Consider the following 14946-nt stretch of genomic DNA (forward strand, 5'->3'; position numbering starts at 1 on the left):
GATTCTGACCAAAGGCGAAGCATCTTTGCTCCGCTCCTGAATTTTGTTTGAATTTAACGCCCACCAATGCGATCGAATGCAGGTGTAGGCCAGCGATCGACTAGTTTGCCCAAGACTGACATTTCTTGAACCAAGCGGTCAAATTTCTCAGGGGTGAGAGATTGAGGCCCGTCAGATAAAGCTTTTGCGGGATTGGGGTGAACTTCTATCATTAAGGCATCTGTACCAGCGGCGATCGCAGCCATTGCCATCGATGGCACATATTCAGACCTACCAGTACCATGACTCGGATCGATCATAATTGGTAAATGGGTAAGCGATCGCAACACCGGAAGCACTGATAAATCTAAAGTATTGCGGGCATATTTACCATCAAAGGTTCTAATTCCACGCTCACAAAGAATTACATTGGGATTTCCAGATGCCAAAATATATTCTGCCGCCATCAGCCACTCGTCAATTGTGGCAGACATTCCCCGCTTCAGCAGCACTGGTTTATCTTGAGCGCCTACCTTTTTCAGCAGCGAGAAGTTGTGCATATTTCGCGCCCCAATTTGGATGATGTCAGCTGTTTTCGCCACTGCTGATAAGTCGGCAGCATCCATCAGTTCTGTGACGATACCCAAACCAGTAGCTTCCCGCGCTGCTGCTAACAAATCTAAAGCGCTTTCACCATAACCTTGAAAAGCATAGGGTGAAGTACGGGGTTTGTAAGCTCCGCCACGTAGAAAGTGCGCTCCAGCTGCCTTCACCCGCTTTGCCGTTTCGACAATCATCGCTTCATTTTCAACAGAACAAGGCCCGGCTACCACTACAATCGGATGATGTTCGCCGAAATAGACACGACCGTTAGGTGTAGGAACAACAACCTCGCTAGCTTCTCCATGACGGAATTCTCGACTTACCCGCTTGAAAGGTTGTTGCACTCGTAATACTTGCTCAATCCAAGGGCTAAATTCCTGAACCTGTAATTTATCAATGCTTGTAGTATCACCAATTAGCCCCAGCACAACTTTATGAGTGCCAACACTTTTTTCTACCGTCACTCCCCAAGTGTCTCTCAGTTCTTGGCTAATGCGAGTAATTTCCTCAACAGGCGTACCGCTCTTAAGTATGATAATCATCTGTTTTTCCTTCTGTATGGTTGTTCTTGATAGTTCCTGGGTGTAATACAATGCGTTCGTAGGGGCACAGCAATGCTCATTGGTGTCAACTTAACGCGAAACCTCACGTCCGCCAGGGATTGTAAATCCCTGTCTCATAGTTAAACTCCTCTGAAGAGGACTAAAGAGCGCGAAAATTTTCAGTCTACTTCAGTAGACTTGAGCAATTAGTCAGGGAATTATATTCCCTGGCGGGTGAACAACGCCTAATCAGTACGCTATTTTTGGCTTAAGTTGACACGCATGAGCAATGCTGTGCCCCTACCTTGGTGATTCATGCAAAAATTCTGCAAGTTGTTCTAGTTTTGTCCAAGCTGCACCGCTTTGGAGAATTTCCTTGGCAAGGGCAATACCTTTAACACAACCTGCTAAAACATCAGTTTCCCCATCAATAGCTTCACCAACTTGCAGGGCTAAGGCTGTATTTAAAGCGACTACATCCTGTTGCGCTTGAGTGCCTTTACCTTGCAAAACTGCCTTCAAGATTTGGGCATTTTCTTGGACATCTCCACCGCACAACGCCGCAGTCGGTGCAAAACCCAAACCTAGTTCTTGAGGATTGAGCGTTAGAGAGCGGACTTTTTTATCTTGGAGTACAGCCAAGTCAGTGACATCTGCCAAACCCGCTTCATCTAAACGTTCCCGTCCGTGGAGGGCGATCGCTTGCTGACATCCCAGTTGGGATAAGGCTTGCACAATCTCTTCTAGTAAAAGCGGGTCGTTGACACCAATAATTTGCCCTGTCGGCCGCATGGGATTTACTAGCGGGCCGAGTAAATTAAAAACAGTCCGCACCTTCAAAGTTTTTCGCAAAGTTGCGATCGCCTTTAGTGCAGGATGCCAACCAGGAGCAAACAAAAAGGTGATTCCAACTTCGCCAACTGCCGCTTGTACTTTTTCAGGAGTGGCGTTAAGATTTATACCCAAAGCTTCCAGCACATCCGCCGAACCAGTCTTGCTGGATGCCGAACGATTGCCATGTTTGGCAACCTTTACCCCAGCAGCAGCGGCCACAAAGGCAACAGCAGTGGAAATATTAAAGGTTGAAGCACCATCTCCACCAGTTCCACAGGTGTCAATTAAGGGGACTGGGGACTGGGGACTGGGTATTGGGGATTGGGTACTGGGTATTGGGGATTGGGAAAACTCTTGCCCAGTCCCTAATCCCCAGTCCCCAGTCCCTAGCCTTTGGGATTGTAAGACGGTGGCCATGCCGACTAATTCTTCGGCAGAGACGCCTTTAGCTTGAATTGCGGCTAAAATCGCTCCTGATAGAACATCGGGAATGGCATTTGTGAGCCAACCTTGCATCAAATCCGCAGCTTGGGAAACCGTCAAGGATTGGCGATTTAGCAACTGTTGCAATAAAGCTGGCCAGTTGTAGAACTCAGAAGGGATGGAGATGTTTTCAGGTTGAGTTTGAGTTATAGCGATCATATTGGTCATTTGTCATTTGTCATTGGGCATGGGGCATGGGGCATTGGGCATTGGGCATTGGGCATTGAGCATTGGTCATTGGTCATTTGTACTGAGAGAACGCAAACAGCGCCTGGTAGAGAAGCTGTTGGCGCAGCCTCTCTAAGAGTTGTATTGGTCATTGTTCATTTACGAAGGACAAAGGACAAATGACAAATGACAAATAACAAATAACAAATAACAAATGACAAATGACGACAAGAAAAAATTAAGGAATTAGGACTTTGGCGACAGTTTGCACATCTTTGTCACCTCTGCCGGAACAATTGATGACGATGCGGAGATTGCCTGTTAACTGTGGACAAAGGGTTTCTAGATAAGCGATCGCATGAGCTGTTTCCAAAGCTGGGATAATCCCTTCTAGTTGGGAAAGTCTTTGGAATGCATCTAACGCCTGTTTATCGGTAACGCTGTAATATTCGGCGCGGCCAAGATCCTTTAAATAACTATGCTCTGGCCCAACACCTGGATAATCTAATCCGGCACTAATTGAATGAGCTTCGATGACTTGACCATCATCATCTTGCAGTAAATAGCTCATGGCACCGTGCAATACACCTATTTTACCTTTTGTCAAGGTTGCAGCGTGTTTTTCTGTATTTACACCTTCACCCGCAGCTTCGACTCCAATTAGGCGCACCGAAGGTTCATGCATAAACTCATTAAATAAGCCGATCGCGTTGGAACCTCCACCCACGCAAGCCAGTAAAATATCTGGTAATCCTCCCCATTTTTCTTGGCATTGAGCGCGAGTTTCTACACCAATTACCGCGTGGAAGTCACGCACAATCATCGGGTAGGGATGAGGCCCAGCAACGGAACCGAGGATGTAATGGGTTGTTTCTACATTCGTCACCCAATCTCGAATTGCTTCCGAAGTTGCATCCTTGAGAGTTCCTGTACCTGCCTCCACTGGACGAACTTCTGCACCCATTAATTTCATGCGAAACACATTCAGGGCTTGGCGTTCCATATCCTGGACGCCCATGTAAATCACACATTTCAAACCAAATCGCGCACACACAGTTGCAGTTGCTACGCCATGTTGTCCTGCACCTGTCTCTGCAATCACCCGTTGCTTACCCATGCGTTTAGCGAGTAACACCTGAGCCAAAGCATTATTAATTTTGTGAGCGCCTGTATGATTTAAATCTTCGCGCTTTAAATAAATTTGCACTCCCGTGCCATCTGGTCTAGCGTAATGAGCTGTCAGGCGTTCAGCAAAATATAATGGGCTGGGTCGTCCTACATAATCACGCATTAAGTTTTGCAATTCTGCTTGAAAACTCGGCTCATTGCAATATTGGTGATACGCCGCTTCCAATTCACTTAATGCAGGCATTAAGGTTTCCGGGACATATTTACCGCCGAATTTTCCAAATCTGCCCAAAGAATCTGGTTGTACAGTTGCAGTATTGATGTTTAGTATGTTTACCATTGGTTAAAATCCTTTCATGTTCAAGTATTTTTTACTCTGGTTCTAACTTTGAATCATCTTTGGGTTTTCCATTCCCAGATTTGGTAGGTATAGCCCAGTTTTTGGTGATTCAAAACGTCTATAGGGCGCACCAAATCGTCAGAGTTAAAATTTGGTAATAGCGAGAGTAAATCTCCTAACGCTGTAGCTTTGGGGGTAGACATACCGCCGTCCCAAGGCCACATTAGGTCTTTAAGGTTGTGCCCGTAAGGTTGACCATTGGCAGGATAAAAATCGCTACCTTGATGACTGTTTTCTTGCCATTCAGCCCAGAGGCGGTCTACGTTGGCATGATGCAACCAAAACACTGGGTCATAAGGCGAACTTGGGATATTGCCCATAGTACCTAGACCCTTAAACTTTATGGGTGTTGTGCTTGCGTCTATTTGTGCCCCACCGACTAAACCATGAATGTAATTGTGTATAAATCCTCCGGGGGTGACTTTACCCTGCTCATCTACAGAGATGAATCCTTCCAAAGCAGGGCGAAATAGAGAATAGTTATTCAGGCGGAGGGCACGCTCAACATCTTTTTTGGGCACAGGATAATCACTGGCAGGAGGTAGTCTGAGAAAGCGGACAAGTGATGTACCTAATGATGTTTGGGTTTCTGGGTCAATATTTAATGCTGGATTCATCACCCAGCCATTTGCAGCCGAAAAAGCCCCAGATACAGCGCCGCCTGTAAAGTTTCCTTGATTTGGAATTTTGATGGTTACTCCTTGACCGTTAGAACCAAGAAAGTCATCATTAAAAATTACATCAAGTGCTTTGGCGTCTGTCCAATCCCAGTATGGGAGAGTAACAGTTGGGTCTACTGCTTGCAGTGCTTGTTCAAATCTGCGGATATATTCTCGATGCCAAGGGAAAAATGCGGCATTTTCATGAGCAAGTTCTTGGACGGAACCATCGGAATGTCCTTTATGATTGTGAATCAAGCGTGTTGCCCCTATATGTATGGCAACGAATTGGTCGTAAATACTAACCTTGCTACCTGGGGGTATGACAGTTTTTAAGGTTTTGATAGCCTTAACGAAGGCTGTTTTCTCTGCTGATGTTAGGTCAGTTACGTTCTTTCTTACAGCTAGGTGAGCGTATTGTCCTGGAAGATTATGATTCCAATGGTATTTGTATTGTCCCTTGTCAAGGCGATCGTGGGCGAAGACTGTAAGGGCACAGCTGCTAACTATAAGTAAGCTATAAATTAATATTTTGACCGATTTCAGCAGTAGTTTCATTGTCTTAATGGAATAAGAGGAGCAGAGGGGTGCTACGTTGTATACACAAGTCTGAAATACTTTACTCACCTGGTTTTACCCCACCCTAACCCTCCCCGTATGTATTGGGGAGGGAACTAGATTCCTGTTTCCCCCCTTTACAAGGGGGGATTAAGGGGGGTAATTTGACTTGTGTATACTCCCCAGGTCTGCGGATGAATTTATCCCACCTCTTGAAGAGATGGATTTTTGCGCTGACTTTTTGTGATGGCTGCTTTAAGTTCTCGACAAAATTCTTCCACGGCTTGCAATCCTTCTGTTGGGCTACCTTCAGCTAAACGTTTGACAAAGGCGCTGCCAACAATCACTGCATCTGCACCCCATTCCATGACTTGATGTGCTTGTTCTGGTGCGGAGATGCCAAAACCAACGCCGATGGGTTTATTGGTGACGCTTTGCAACTCGGTAATTAAATGCTCTACGCGGTTTTGAATTTGAGCGCGGATACCTGTAACGCCTGTAACACTAACTAGATAGATAAAACCCTGAGATTGACGAGCGATCGCAACAATTCTATCTTGAGAACTGGTAGGAGCGACGAGTAAAATTACCTCAATTCCAAAAGAGGCAGCAGTTTGAATTAATTCTTCTGCTTCTTCTAAGGGTAAGTCTGGTACTACCAATCCCTGCACCCCAGCAACAGCAATTTGCGCCAAAAACAACTTAATACCCCGATGCAAAATGGGATTGTAGTACATAAATAGAATTATCGGCGCTTTTAGGCTAGGAATGACTATGTGCAACATCTCTAGCACTTGCTCTAATTTCGTGGCTTTTTGTAAAGCGCGGGTTGCTGCTGCTTGAATCACAGGCCCATCTGCGAGAGGATCGGAGTAGGGAACGCCCAACTCGATAAAGTCAGCACCGTTGCGATCTAAGATGCGTAAGGCTTCGGCAGTAGTTTCTAAGTTAGGATCGCCTGCTGTGATAAAAGGAATTAAAGCACACTGTTGGCGATCGCGTAAAGCTTGAAAGGAATCGGAAATAGAGGTCATGCTGAAAAATAGTTAATGATTGTTTAATAGTTTTAGAATAATTTACACTTAGCAATTAGCGATGCCCATGCTAAATTTTTTGTTAACGAGTCTTTGATACTCGTGAATGAGGCTTTTATCTCCGTTAACGAGGCTTTTATCTCCGTTAACGAGGCTTTGATACTCGTGAATGAGGCTTTTTGCTCCGTTAACGAGTCTTTGATACTCGTGAATGAGGCTTTTATCTCCGTTAACGAGGCTTTGATACTCGTGAATGAGGCTTTTATCTCCGTTAACGAGTCTTTTATACTCGCGAATGAATATCAGAGCTTCATTTTTTTAGATTTACCAATTACGAATTACGAACTTGTACTGAGCGTAGCCGAAGTATTACGAATTACGAATTAGTAAAATCTCACGCACAGCTTGTTCTACATCGCTTTGTTTAACTAAAGACTCGCCAATCAAAACTGCACGTGCGCCAGCCTCAGCGACAAGAGATAAATCAGCAGGTGTATACAGTCCAGACTCGCTGACGACGGTGATATTTAAGCTTTGTAATTGTTGTTGACGCTCTGCTAAAAGTTGCTGCGTAGTTCCTAAATCAAGGGTAAAGTCTTCTAAATTGCGATTGTTGATTCCTACTAAACTTAGGTTATCAAGCTTTAGTACTCGATCTAGTTCAGCTAAGGTATGGACTTCTACTAGCGCAGTCATGCCCAAATCGTGAATTACTCGCAAAAAGTCTTGGAGTTCTCGATCTGATAAAATAGCTGCAATTAACAATACTGCATCTGCGCCTACTGTCCGTGCTAAATAAATTTGATAGGAGTTAATGATGAACTCCTTGCACAGTAAAGGTAATGCAACTTGTTGACGCACCTTTCGCAGATTATCAAAACCGCCCTGAAAGAATTTTTCGTCAGTTAGGACTGATAAACAAGCTGCACCACCTCGTTCATAAGCTTGAGCAACAGCAACAGGGTCAAAATCTGCGCGGATAACCCCACGGCTAGGTGATGCCTTTTTTACTTCAGCAATTAAACTAGGTTGATTGGGATTATCTTGCAAAGCAGTCAAGAAATTTCGCACAGTCGGGGCTGTATTTAACTGTTGTCGCAAGGAGGCTAAAGGCAGTTCTTGCTGCATTTGTGCAACTTCTTGCCTTTTATGCGACACAATTTCTTCAAGAAGATGGCGGGGAGGGGCAACTTGGTTAGTCATAAACTGCTTGGGGGAGTGGGGAGGTTAGGAGTTAGGAGTTAAGAGTTATTAGTTGTTAATTATGAGTTATCTATGAGTTTTTGAGTTAAGAATTTCAGTTTCCAAATTCCAAATTCCATATTCTCAACTCTCAACTCCTAACTCCTAACTCCTAACTAATGATTGCGTATATGCACGCACCACATTTTTAATGATTTTCAGACCGACTTCTCCACCTAGAGTCATGATTGATTCTGGATGAAACTGAACGGCGGCGATGGGAAGTGTTTGATGTTCAATGCCCATAATTACGTCGTCATCAGAAATCGCTGTTACTTTGAGTTCTTTTGGCAAACGTTGCGGTAGGGCAAATAATGAGTGATATCTACCCACTGCAAAGGATTCTGGTAAGTTGTTGAAGGTGACAGAATTGGAATCGGTGACGAAAATTCGTGAGGATTTCCCATGTTGAGGATAGTTAAGAACTCCCAATTCGCCATCAAAAGCTTCAACGATGCCTTGCAGTCCCAGACAAACTCCGAAAATCGGAATTTGGCGATGCAGAAGGGCGCCGACAGTCTCGGAAACTCCAAAATCACTTGGTCTACCAGGGCCAGGAGATAATACAACTAAGTCAGGGCGTTCTGTATCGAATAATGATTCCGAGAAACCATGACGCAGTGTGGTGACGCTTGCACCAGTTTGGCGAATGTAATTGGCTAGGGTATGAACAAATGAGTCTTCGTAGTCTATTAATAAGATGCGTTTGCTAGATTTTACACCTGGAATCTGTTTGCTTAATTTTAGAGAACCAGACTTATCAATTTTCTGACTCGTTTGCTTTACACGGCGAATCGTTTCAAATAAAGCAGCAGCTTTGGTAATTGTTTCTTGTTCTTCTGCTTGAGGTATGGAGTCATAAAGGACAGTAGCACCGACTCGCACTTCGGCGATGCAATCTTTTAATCGAATTGTCCGCAGAATTAAGCCAGTATTTAAATTCCCGTTGAAATTTAAATAGCCGACTGCTCCACCATACCAACGTCGGGCGCTCTTTTCGTGCCGTTCAATAAAATCTATTGCTGCCCTTTTGGGTGCGCCGGTGACTGTAACTGCCCATGTATGCGAAAGAAAGGCATCTAAAGCATCGAATTGCGATCGCAGTGTACCCTCAACATGATCTACTGTATGTATCAGGTGGCTGTATAATTCAATCTGGCGACGACCGATGACTCTTACCGAACCAGGTTCGCAGATTCGGGATTTGTCATTGCGATCGACATCAGTACACATGGTCAACTCAGCTTCATCTTTATGAGAGTTGAGTAACTGGCGAATTTGCACCGCATCGTCAAGAGCATCTTGTCCCCGGCTAATAGTGCCACTAATTGGACAAGTTTCTACCCGCCTACCTTCAACCCGCACAAACATTTCTGGAGATGCACCAATCAAATATTCGCCACCTAAATTAAAAATAAATCCATAAGGACTGGGATTTATTTCCTTTAAGGTATTAAATAGCTTGCTGGGTTCGTCTTCATAGCCTTCAAAAAAGTTTTGACTAGGAACAACTTCAAATAAATCGCCTCTGCGGAAATAATCGAGTGCAACCTCAACTTTTTTCGCATATTCGCCTACTTGATGGTCAGCAGTTTGATTTGGTAAAAGATGTTTGCCGCGATAATCTACAGACTCACCAGTTCTGGGAAGATTCTTGGTATTGCCATGCGCTGTTTTAAAATCATATTGGAAACGAAATGCACGTTGCTGATAATAGTCAACAACAATCAATTCATCTGGCAAATAAAGCACCAAATCGCGCTGATCTGTAGGACGTTCTAGATGTTGAGTAATTGGTTCAAACTGAAAAACTAAGTCATAACCAAACGCACCATACAAGCCTAAATGCTCGTCTTCTTGACTAGAGAAAGTATATAGAATTTCACGGACAACGGTAAATGATGAAGGCTGTTTACTACGTTCCTCTTCAGTAAATAATTTTTTTGTAGCTTTAATAAAGCCGACAATATTGTTATTTTCTTGGGTGATGTTCTCAAGTTGTTCTGACTGGGATAGTTTCTCTACAAGAAATGGTAAAAGTACTTGACCGCGTTCATTCAACGCTATCAAAGTGAAAGAGTTTCCTTGGGTAGTCAACTCTAACGGTGGATTGACAAATCCGATCGCCCATCTTTTGTATCTGCCTGGATATTCGTAGCTACTCCTTAGCAATCCTCCACGCTGAGAATTTAAATGGAACAGAATATCATCGAGGGCAGTGTCCATCTTAACTTCAGTGATGGAGCGAGAAACACTTACACCGCCGAGAGTATTGTAGGAACGTGAATCAAAAACCATGAGTAATTTCTCTAGAATATTTGTTAGTCAATCATTAAGCAGCAACCATTAATCATTATTAGTAGTTATTTTCAAACCTAGAACAGACTTAGATAATCTTTTATCCATCCAAGCCAACATATTCTTTTTAAAAGATGTAATCAAAAACTTTTTGCTTCTTATTTAACAATACTAGATATCAAGCAGATAAGACATTGAATAATTTTTCGATTGGGTGTCAATTTATTCGCTTTTTATACTGCTTTTCTAGTACATTTACCAACAACCCTATAAAAAAAATCCGCCTCCCCCAAAAGTAGTAAATCGCCTCATAAAACCTCTGCGTTCCTTTGCGCTTCCCTCAGCGTCCCTCTGCGTTTAAAATTCCCCCCTCACTTCCTGCAACAGAGATATTGCTTGCCGATACAACAACAAATTCACCTCATGAACCTCAATTCTTTTTCCAATCCCTTTCAACAGCGTCAAAGTCAACTCTCCCCCCAAATGTTCGCGGAATTCAGTCAAACCCCGAAACAAACAATGAGGATCTTCCAATTGTGATAACTTCTCAGCTAGTTCTGGCACATACAACGTGAAACCCAACGCCGATAAACTATTTAATATCCGTTCCCACTCCGAACAATCCAGCAATCCTGCCAAATAAGAATAAGTGCTATCCAAAGCAATACCGATCGCAACTGCTTCGCCATGACGTAAGCGATAATTTGTCAAATGCTCCAGTTTATGAGCCGCCCAATGTCCAAAATCCAGGGGACGAGACGAACCCATCTCAAAAGGATCGCCGCCATTGGCAATATGTTCTAAATGCAATTGAGCGCAACGATAGATAACCTGTTGCATAGTATCCATATCTCGCCGCCTCAAAGCTGCGGTGTGAGAGTGGATAAAATCAAAAAAGCTAGCATCCTTAATCAGCGCCACTTTGACTGCTTCTGCGATTCCAGAACGCCAATCGCGATCGTCTAGGGTTGTCAAAAAGGCAGAATCATTGATAACTGCATAAGGTGGCGCAAATGTGCCAAGAAAGTTCTTTTTACCAAAAGCATTGATGCCGTTTTTTACACCAACCCCAGAATCATTTTGCGCTAACACCGTTGTCGGCACCCGAATTAGCCGGATTCCCCGGTGAGCAGTTGCGGCTGCATATCCTACCAAATCTAATACCGCCCCGCCCCCGATCGCTAACACATAAGAGTGGCGACATAATCCGGCGGCTTCAATCTGTTGCTGGATTTGCTCTAATAAAGTGCGATCGTTTTTAGCAGCTTCTCCCCCCGAAATTATCATCGGTTCGGCTGCGATCGCTAGTACCTCTGCATAAAACTTGGTATACGCGACTAATTGCTTCACCAATTCAGGTTGATACTTTAATATTCCTGCGTCTATTACTGCAACTAATTTCTTTGGCTTTGTCTCCTCATCCGCACCAATCACTTGGGCTAAGGTAGGATTTTTTAACTCAAATAAATTGTGGGTGAAGTAAACTTCGTAATTAAAAGTAACCGAAACACTTTGATGAATTAATCTACTTTTTTGCTTGATGTCAACTATCATATTTTTGCAGGTATATCTAAAAGTGCAGCACGATTCAAAGTTTCCAGGAATACCTCTACCGAGTGAGAACCATTTACCTTAACTTTGTCATTGATGACGAAGAACGGCACGCTGTTGATGCCATTTAACCGAGCAAATGTTGATTCAGCAATAACTGCATCACTCACCGCGCGATTGTTTAATTGCAACTTTAATTCGCTAGCATTCATCTGATACGCTGTACCGATGGCAACAATAACGTCAATATCTCCAATGTTCAAACCGTCTTCAAAGTAAGCTTTATATATAGCTTCGACGACATCGTTTTTTACGTTTGCGGGTGCAAGTGCAATCAGTTGATGAGAAAGCTTAGTATTGACAGCCAAACGGATTTTATCAAAATTTAGCTTAACTCCAGCCGCCTCACCTGCGCGTTGCGTACTATCAAATATCTGTTGTATTTCTTTCGCTTTCATACCTTTTCTATTTTGCATAAAGCTGCGAAATTCGTATCCCTCGGCAGGAACAGTATTATCTAAAAGAAAAGGATGCCAGCGAATATGTACTTTTTGTTCTTGCTGTTGTGCTAGTGCATCAAACAGATGTTTTTTCCCAATTCTGCACCAAGGACAAACAGTATCGTGAAATATGTCTATCAGCATATTTTTGTGGATTTAAATGCTAATATTTGTGTGAATTTTTGGTTGAAAATCTCTTTGGATAGCCATTGTATTTAAAGGCTGGATAAAAGTGTTGATTTTCTCTTCAAAAAAACTTTGAGCCTTTTCAAATTCTTGAATTAATGCGTCTTTGTCTTTCTTTGCTACTAGTTTCGCCAAACGGCTATAAGTATCAGCTAAAAAGCTAATTGTATCACACCTTTCTTCTGTAGCGAGCATAATATCCACACATAAGTGAGGGTTTTGGGAAAACAAACGTTTAACAATGTCAATTTCTTGACGGTAGTTAGGAGTTGACATTGTTAAACTCTGCTCTATGTCCACTTTTACTTCTGCTAAGAAAATGCCAAGACTAAATCTACAGAAATGTTGCGTTGCTTGAACGATCGTCATCATGCGATCGTGTTCTTCAGGCGTACAAACAATTAACTCTCCACCTTGGCTTTTAATAAAGTCTAAAAACCATTGAAATGAATCATCGTTTCTACCTGGACACACTACTACTTTTTGTCCAAAAAACGATTTGATATTTGGCCCAAACATTGGGTGTAAACCCATCACTGGCCCGGAATGGTGTTCGAGCATTGCTTGAGTTGGCTGTGTTTTAATACTCGTAATGTCACACAAAGCGGTAGTTGGGGCGAGGTATTTAGCTGCACGCTTGATAACATCAACTGTATGTTCAATAGGAACGCTGACTAAAACTAATTCTGTCTGACTTAATAGTTGCTCTGCGTATTCCCAATCCTCGGATTCGAGGACGCTAACATTATTACCTACTAGCGAAAGTTGCTCTTTAAATAATTTTCCCATCCTGCCGCGTCCACCGATGATGGTAATTTGTCGGGGAGTGACATGATTTGTTTTATATTTAGGAATCAAACTGGCATGACAACTATTTAGCAAACTTGCCCAAACAGACTCAGGAATACCAGCTTGGGCGAGCAGGGGAGCGACATCAGCCAGTTGTTCATCTAGAGAAGGTTGTTCTGATGCTGCTAATAATGATATGCGATCGCTCAATAAGGCGATCAACCTTTGGTCAGTTTTTTTCAGCCGATCTGAATTTATCATTTGTCACTTGTACTGAGCGAAGCCGAAGTATTTGTCATTTGTCATTTGTCATTAGTCTTTGAGATATCACGCGCACTAGGGGTAAGGTATGTACCAAAAGCTCTTGCTCAACAAGTGATTCTTTAGAACTCAATTTGGGCAAGATATCCAAAGTTGTTGCTCTTTTGGCGATCGCATCATAAAATAACTCTTCATACCGATCTAGCGCTTGCTCAAAGGAGTAGTTTTCTACCGCAAACTTTCTTCCTTCACGCCCTAATTTTGCTGCTAGTTCTGGCTGATTATATAAATCTAATACCGCAGCGGCCAAAGCATCTGCTGACTCAGGCTCAACGATAACGCCGCCGCCGCTTTCTTTGATAGCTTTGGCAGCAGTACCAGTGGCGGGAACAGAACCGACAATTGGGCGACCACTGGCTAACAGCAGTGGTATTTTAGAAGGCATATTGAAGGAAATCACATTGCTCTTTTGCACAATCAACCCAACATCAGCAGCTGCTAACATTTGCGGTAGTTTTTCTCGCGGTTGCAATGGTAGCAGCAAAACGTTATCTGCTCCACAAGCAAGACAATGTTTTTGTAACCTTTCGAGAGCTTGAGATTCACCTGCGATCGCAAAGACAATATCATTAATATGACGCAACCGAGATGCTGCTTCTATTACTGTCTCTAAACCTTGCGTCAGAGCAATATTACCTGAATAAAGTACTACAAATTTATCATCTAGTTGATGAGAAGCTCTCCAGGAGTTATTCTCCTTTGGGAAAGGACGGATAAAATTTAGATTTACCCAATTTGGAATGCAGGCAATTTTATTAGCAGGTACACCTTTATGGATTAAATTATCTACGAAACCATCGGCAATCACGCTAATGGTATGTGCAGTTCGGTAGGCAAATTTTTCTAAAGCTTCCAGAGCTTGAATCATCAACTTATTCTTAATTAGCCCAACACGCACAGCAGCTTCCGGGAGGATATCTTGTACATTCAGCACTACTGGACAGTTGTATAGCCAACTTATTAAAGTTGCAGGTAAGCAAACGAGTAACGGTGGCACTGTTAAGAGAATTAAATCAGGTCGCTCACCTTTGAGAGCTTGTGGCAAACTTGTAAAGACAAAGCTCAACTCTAGCAGTAACCGATCTATAAGGTTAGGTTTAGATTTAATCCGCAGGTAACTACGTTGAATAGTGACACCATTTTTCTTTTCAGTAACGTATAACTTACCCCGATAGCGATCGTAAATCTGACGCTGAGGATAGTTAGGCATACCTGTGATTACCCGCACTTGATGCCCTCGCTTCACCAGCCCTTCTGCTAGTTCAGTCATCAAAGGTGCAATACCAATTGGTTCTGGATGATAGTTGTATGAATAAATCAGAATGTGCATTAACCGTTAATGTGCTAAAAGCACCTTGATAATCTTGGCTTTATTTAGTATTTCCAGTTTTTATCTCCCTGATTCCAGATTTAATGACCTGAAATTTTCGTAAGGTGTGTTACCAAGGGCATAACGCACCCCACGAAACAGAAGTTTTAGATTTTGTTTAATCCACTTCAGCTTCTGAACTCGGAACTTCAGCCTTTGAACTCGGAACTTCGACCTCTGAACTCAGAACTTCAGCCTCTGAACTCGGAACTTCGACCTCTGAACTCGGAACTTCAGCTTCTGAACTTGGAACTTCAGCCTCTGAACTCGGAACTTTGACCTCTGAACTCGGAACTTCGACC

At 43.1% G+C, this 14946-nt stretch carries 12 protein-coding genes; all 12 read right to left on the reverse strand.

What is annotated here, in order from left to right:
• Positions 1-53: 53 nt before the first annotated feature.
• A complete protein-coding gene (gene aroF / locus RMZ95_RS28885) occupies positions 54-1124 on the reverse strand; it encodes a 3-deoxy-7-phosphoheptulonate synthase (RefSeq protein ID WP_322671117.1) in 1071 nt (356 codons plus the stop codon).
• Positions 1125-1424: 300 nt separating this feature from the next.
• On the reverse strand, positions 1425-2600 hold the full coding sequence (trpD, locus tag RMZ95_RS28890) for an anthranilate phosphoribosyltransferase (RefSeq protein ID WP_322686307.1): 1176 nt from the start codon (positions 2598-2600) through the stop codon (positions 1425-1427).
• A gap of 5 nt (positions 2601-2605) precedes the next feature.
• Positions 2606-2761: a hypothetical protein gene (locus RMZ95_RS28895; RefSeq protein WP_322686292.1), complete on the reverse strand. Its 156-nt coding sequence runs from the start codon at positions 2759-2761 to the stop codon at positions 2606-2608.
• 86 nt (positions 2762-2847) lie between these two features.
• Positions 2848-4077: a tryptophan synthase subunit beta gene (gene trpB / locus RMZ95_RS28900; protein WP_322671115.1), complete on the reverse strand. Its 1230-nt coding sequence runs from the start codon at positions 4075-4077 to the stop codon at positions 2848-2850.
• Positions 4078-4130: 53 nt separating this feature from the next.
• Positions 4131-5354 (reverse strand): tyrosinase family protein, encoded by a 1224-nt coding sequence (locus tag RMZ95_RS28905; protein WP_322686291.1) that lies wholly within the window; start codon positions 5352-5354, stop codon positions 4131-4133.
• Between the two features lie 200 nt (positions 5355-5554).
• Positions 5555-6388 (reverse strand): tryptophan synthase subunit alpha, encoded by an 834-nt coding sequence (gene trpA / locus RMZ95_RS28910; protein ID WP_322671113.1) that lies wholly within the window; start codon positions 6386-6388, stop codon positions 5555-5557.
• Between the two features lie 369 nt (positions 6389-6757).
• The gene (gene trpC, locus RMZ95_RS28915; protein ID WP_322686290.1) at positions 6758-7591 is read right to left on the reverse strand and encodes an indole-3-glycerol phosphate synthase TrpC; all 834 of its coding nucleotides are present in this window, start codon (positions 7589-7591) and stop codon (positions 6758-6760) included.
• Between the two features lie 144 nt (positions 7592-7735).
• Complete coding sequence (locus tag RMZ95_RS28920; RefSeq protein ID WP_322686289.1) at positions 7736-9928, reverse strand: anthranilate synthase; 2193 nt, start codon at positions 9926-9928, stop codon at positions 7736-7738.
• Between the two features lie 357 nt (positions 9929-10285).
• Positions 10286-11482 (reverse strand): 3-dehydroquinate synthase, encoded by a 1197-nt coding sequence (locus RMZ95_RS28925; RefSeq protein ID WP_322686288.1) that lies wholly within the window; start codon positions 11480-11482, stop codon positions 10286-10288.
• Positions 11479-12123: a DsbA family oxidoreductase gene (locus RMZ95_RS28930; protein WP_322686287.1), complete on the reverse strand. Its 645-nt coding sequence runs from the start codon at positions 12121-12123 to the stop codon at positions 11479-11481. The genes RMZ95_RS28925 and RMZ95_RS28930 overlap by 4 nt, the downstream gene beginning before the upstream one ends.
• A 12-nt stretch (positions 12124-12135) precedes the next feature.
• Positions 12136-13215: a bifunctional chorismate mutase/prephenate dehydrogenase gene (gene tyrA, locus RMZ95_RS28935; RefSeq protein WP_322686286.1), complete on the reverse strand. Its 1080-nt coding sequence runs from the start codon at positions 13213-13215 to the stop codon at positions 12136-12138.
• Positions 13216-13249: 34 nt separating this feature from the next.
• Entirely contained in the window at positions 13250-14605 is a 1356-nt protein-coding gene (locus RMZ95_RS28940; RefSeq protein ID WP_322686285.1) for a glycosyltransferase family 4 protein, read from the reverse strand.
• Positions 14606-14946 lie beyond the last annotated feature (341 nt).

The organism is Nostoc sp. DedQUE07 (assembly GCF_034530975.2).
GTDB lineage: Bacteria > Cyanobacteriota > Cyanobacteriia > Cyanobacteriales > Nostocaceae > Nostoc.

Excerpts from the sequence above, each read along its gene's own strand:
- aroF (WP_322671117.1), bottom strand. The coding sequence starts at position 1,124 with ATGATTATCATACTTAAGAGCGGTACGCCTGTTGAGGAAATTACTCGC.
- trpD (WP_322686307.1), bottom strand. The coding sequence starts at position 2,600 with ATGATCGCTATAACTCAAACTCAACCTGAAAACATCTCCATCCCTTCT.
- RMZ95_RS28895 (WP_322686292.1), bottom strand. The coding sequence starts at position 2,761 with ATGACCAATACAACTCTTAGAGAGGCTGCGCCAACAGCTTCTCTACCA.
- trpB (WP_322671115.1), bottom strand. The coding sequence starts at position 4,077 with ATGGTAAACATACTAAACATCAATACTGCAACTGTACAACCAGATTCT.
- RMZ95_RS28905 (WP_322686291.1), bottom strand. The coding sequence starts at position 5,354 with ATGAAACTACTGCTGAAATCGGTCAAAATATTAATTTATAGCTTACTT.
- trpA (WP_322671113.1), bottom strand. The coding sequence starts at position 6,388 with ATGACCTCTATTTCCGATTCCTTTCAAGCTTTACGCGATCGCCAACAG.
- trpC (WP_322686290.1), bottom strand. The coding sequence starts at position 7,591 with ATGACTAACCAAGTTGCCCCTCCCCGCCATCTTCTTGAAGAAATTGTG.
- RMZ95_RS28920 (WP_322686289.1), bottom strand. The coding sequence starts at position 9,928 with ATGGTTTTTGATTCACGTTCCTACAATACTCTCGGCGGTGTAAGTGTT.
- RMZ95_RS28925 (WP_322686288.1), bottom strand. The coding sequence starts at position 11,482 with ATGATAGTTGACATCAAGCAAAAAAGTAGATTAATTCATCAAAGTGTT.
- RMZ95_RS28930 (WP_322686287.1), bottom strand. The coding sequence starts at position 12,123 with ATGCTGATAGACATATTTCACGATACTGTTTGTCCTTGGTGCAGAATT.
- tyrA (WP_322686286.1), bottom strand. The coding sequence starts at position 13,215 with ATGATAAATTCAGATCGGCTGAAAAAAACTGACCAAAGGTTGATCGCC.
- RMZ95_RS28940 (WP_322686285.1), bottom strand. The coding sequence starts at position 14,605 with ATGCACATTCTGATTTATTCATACAACTATCATCCAGAACCAATTGGT.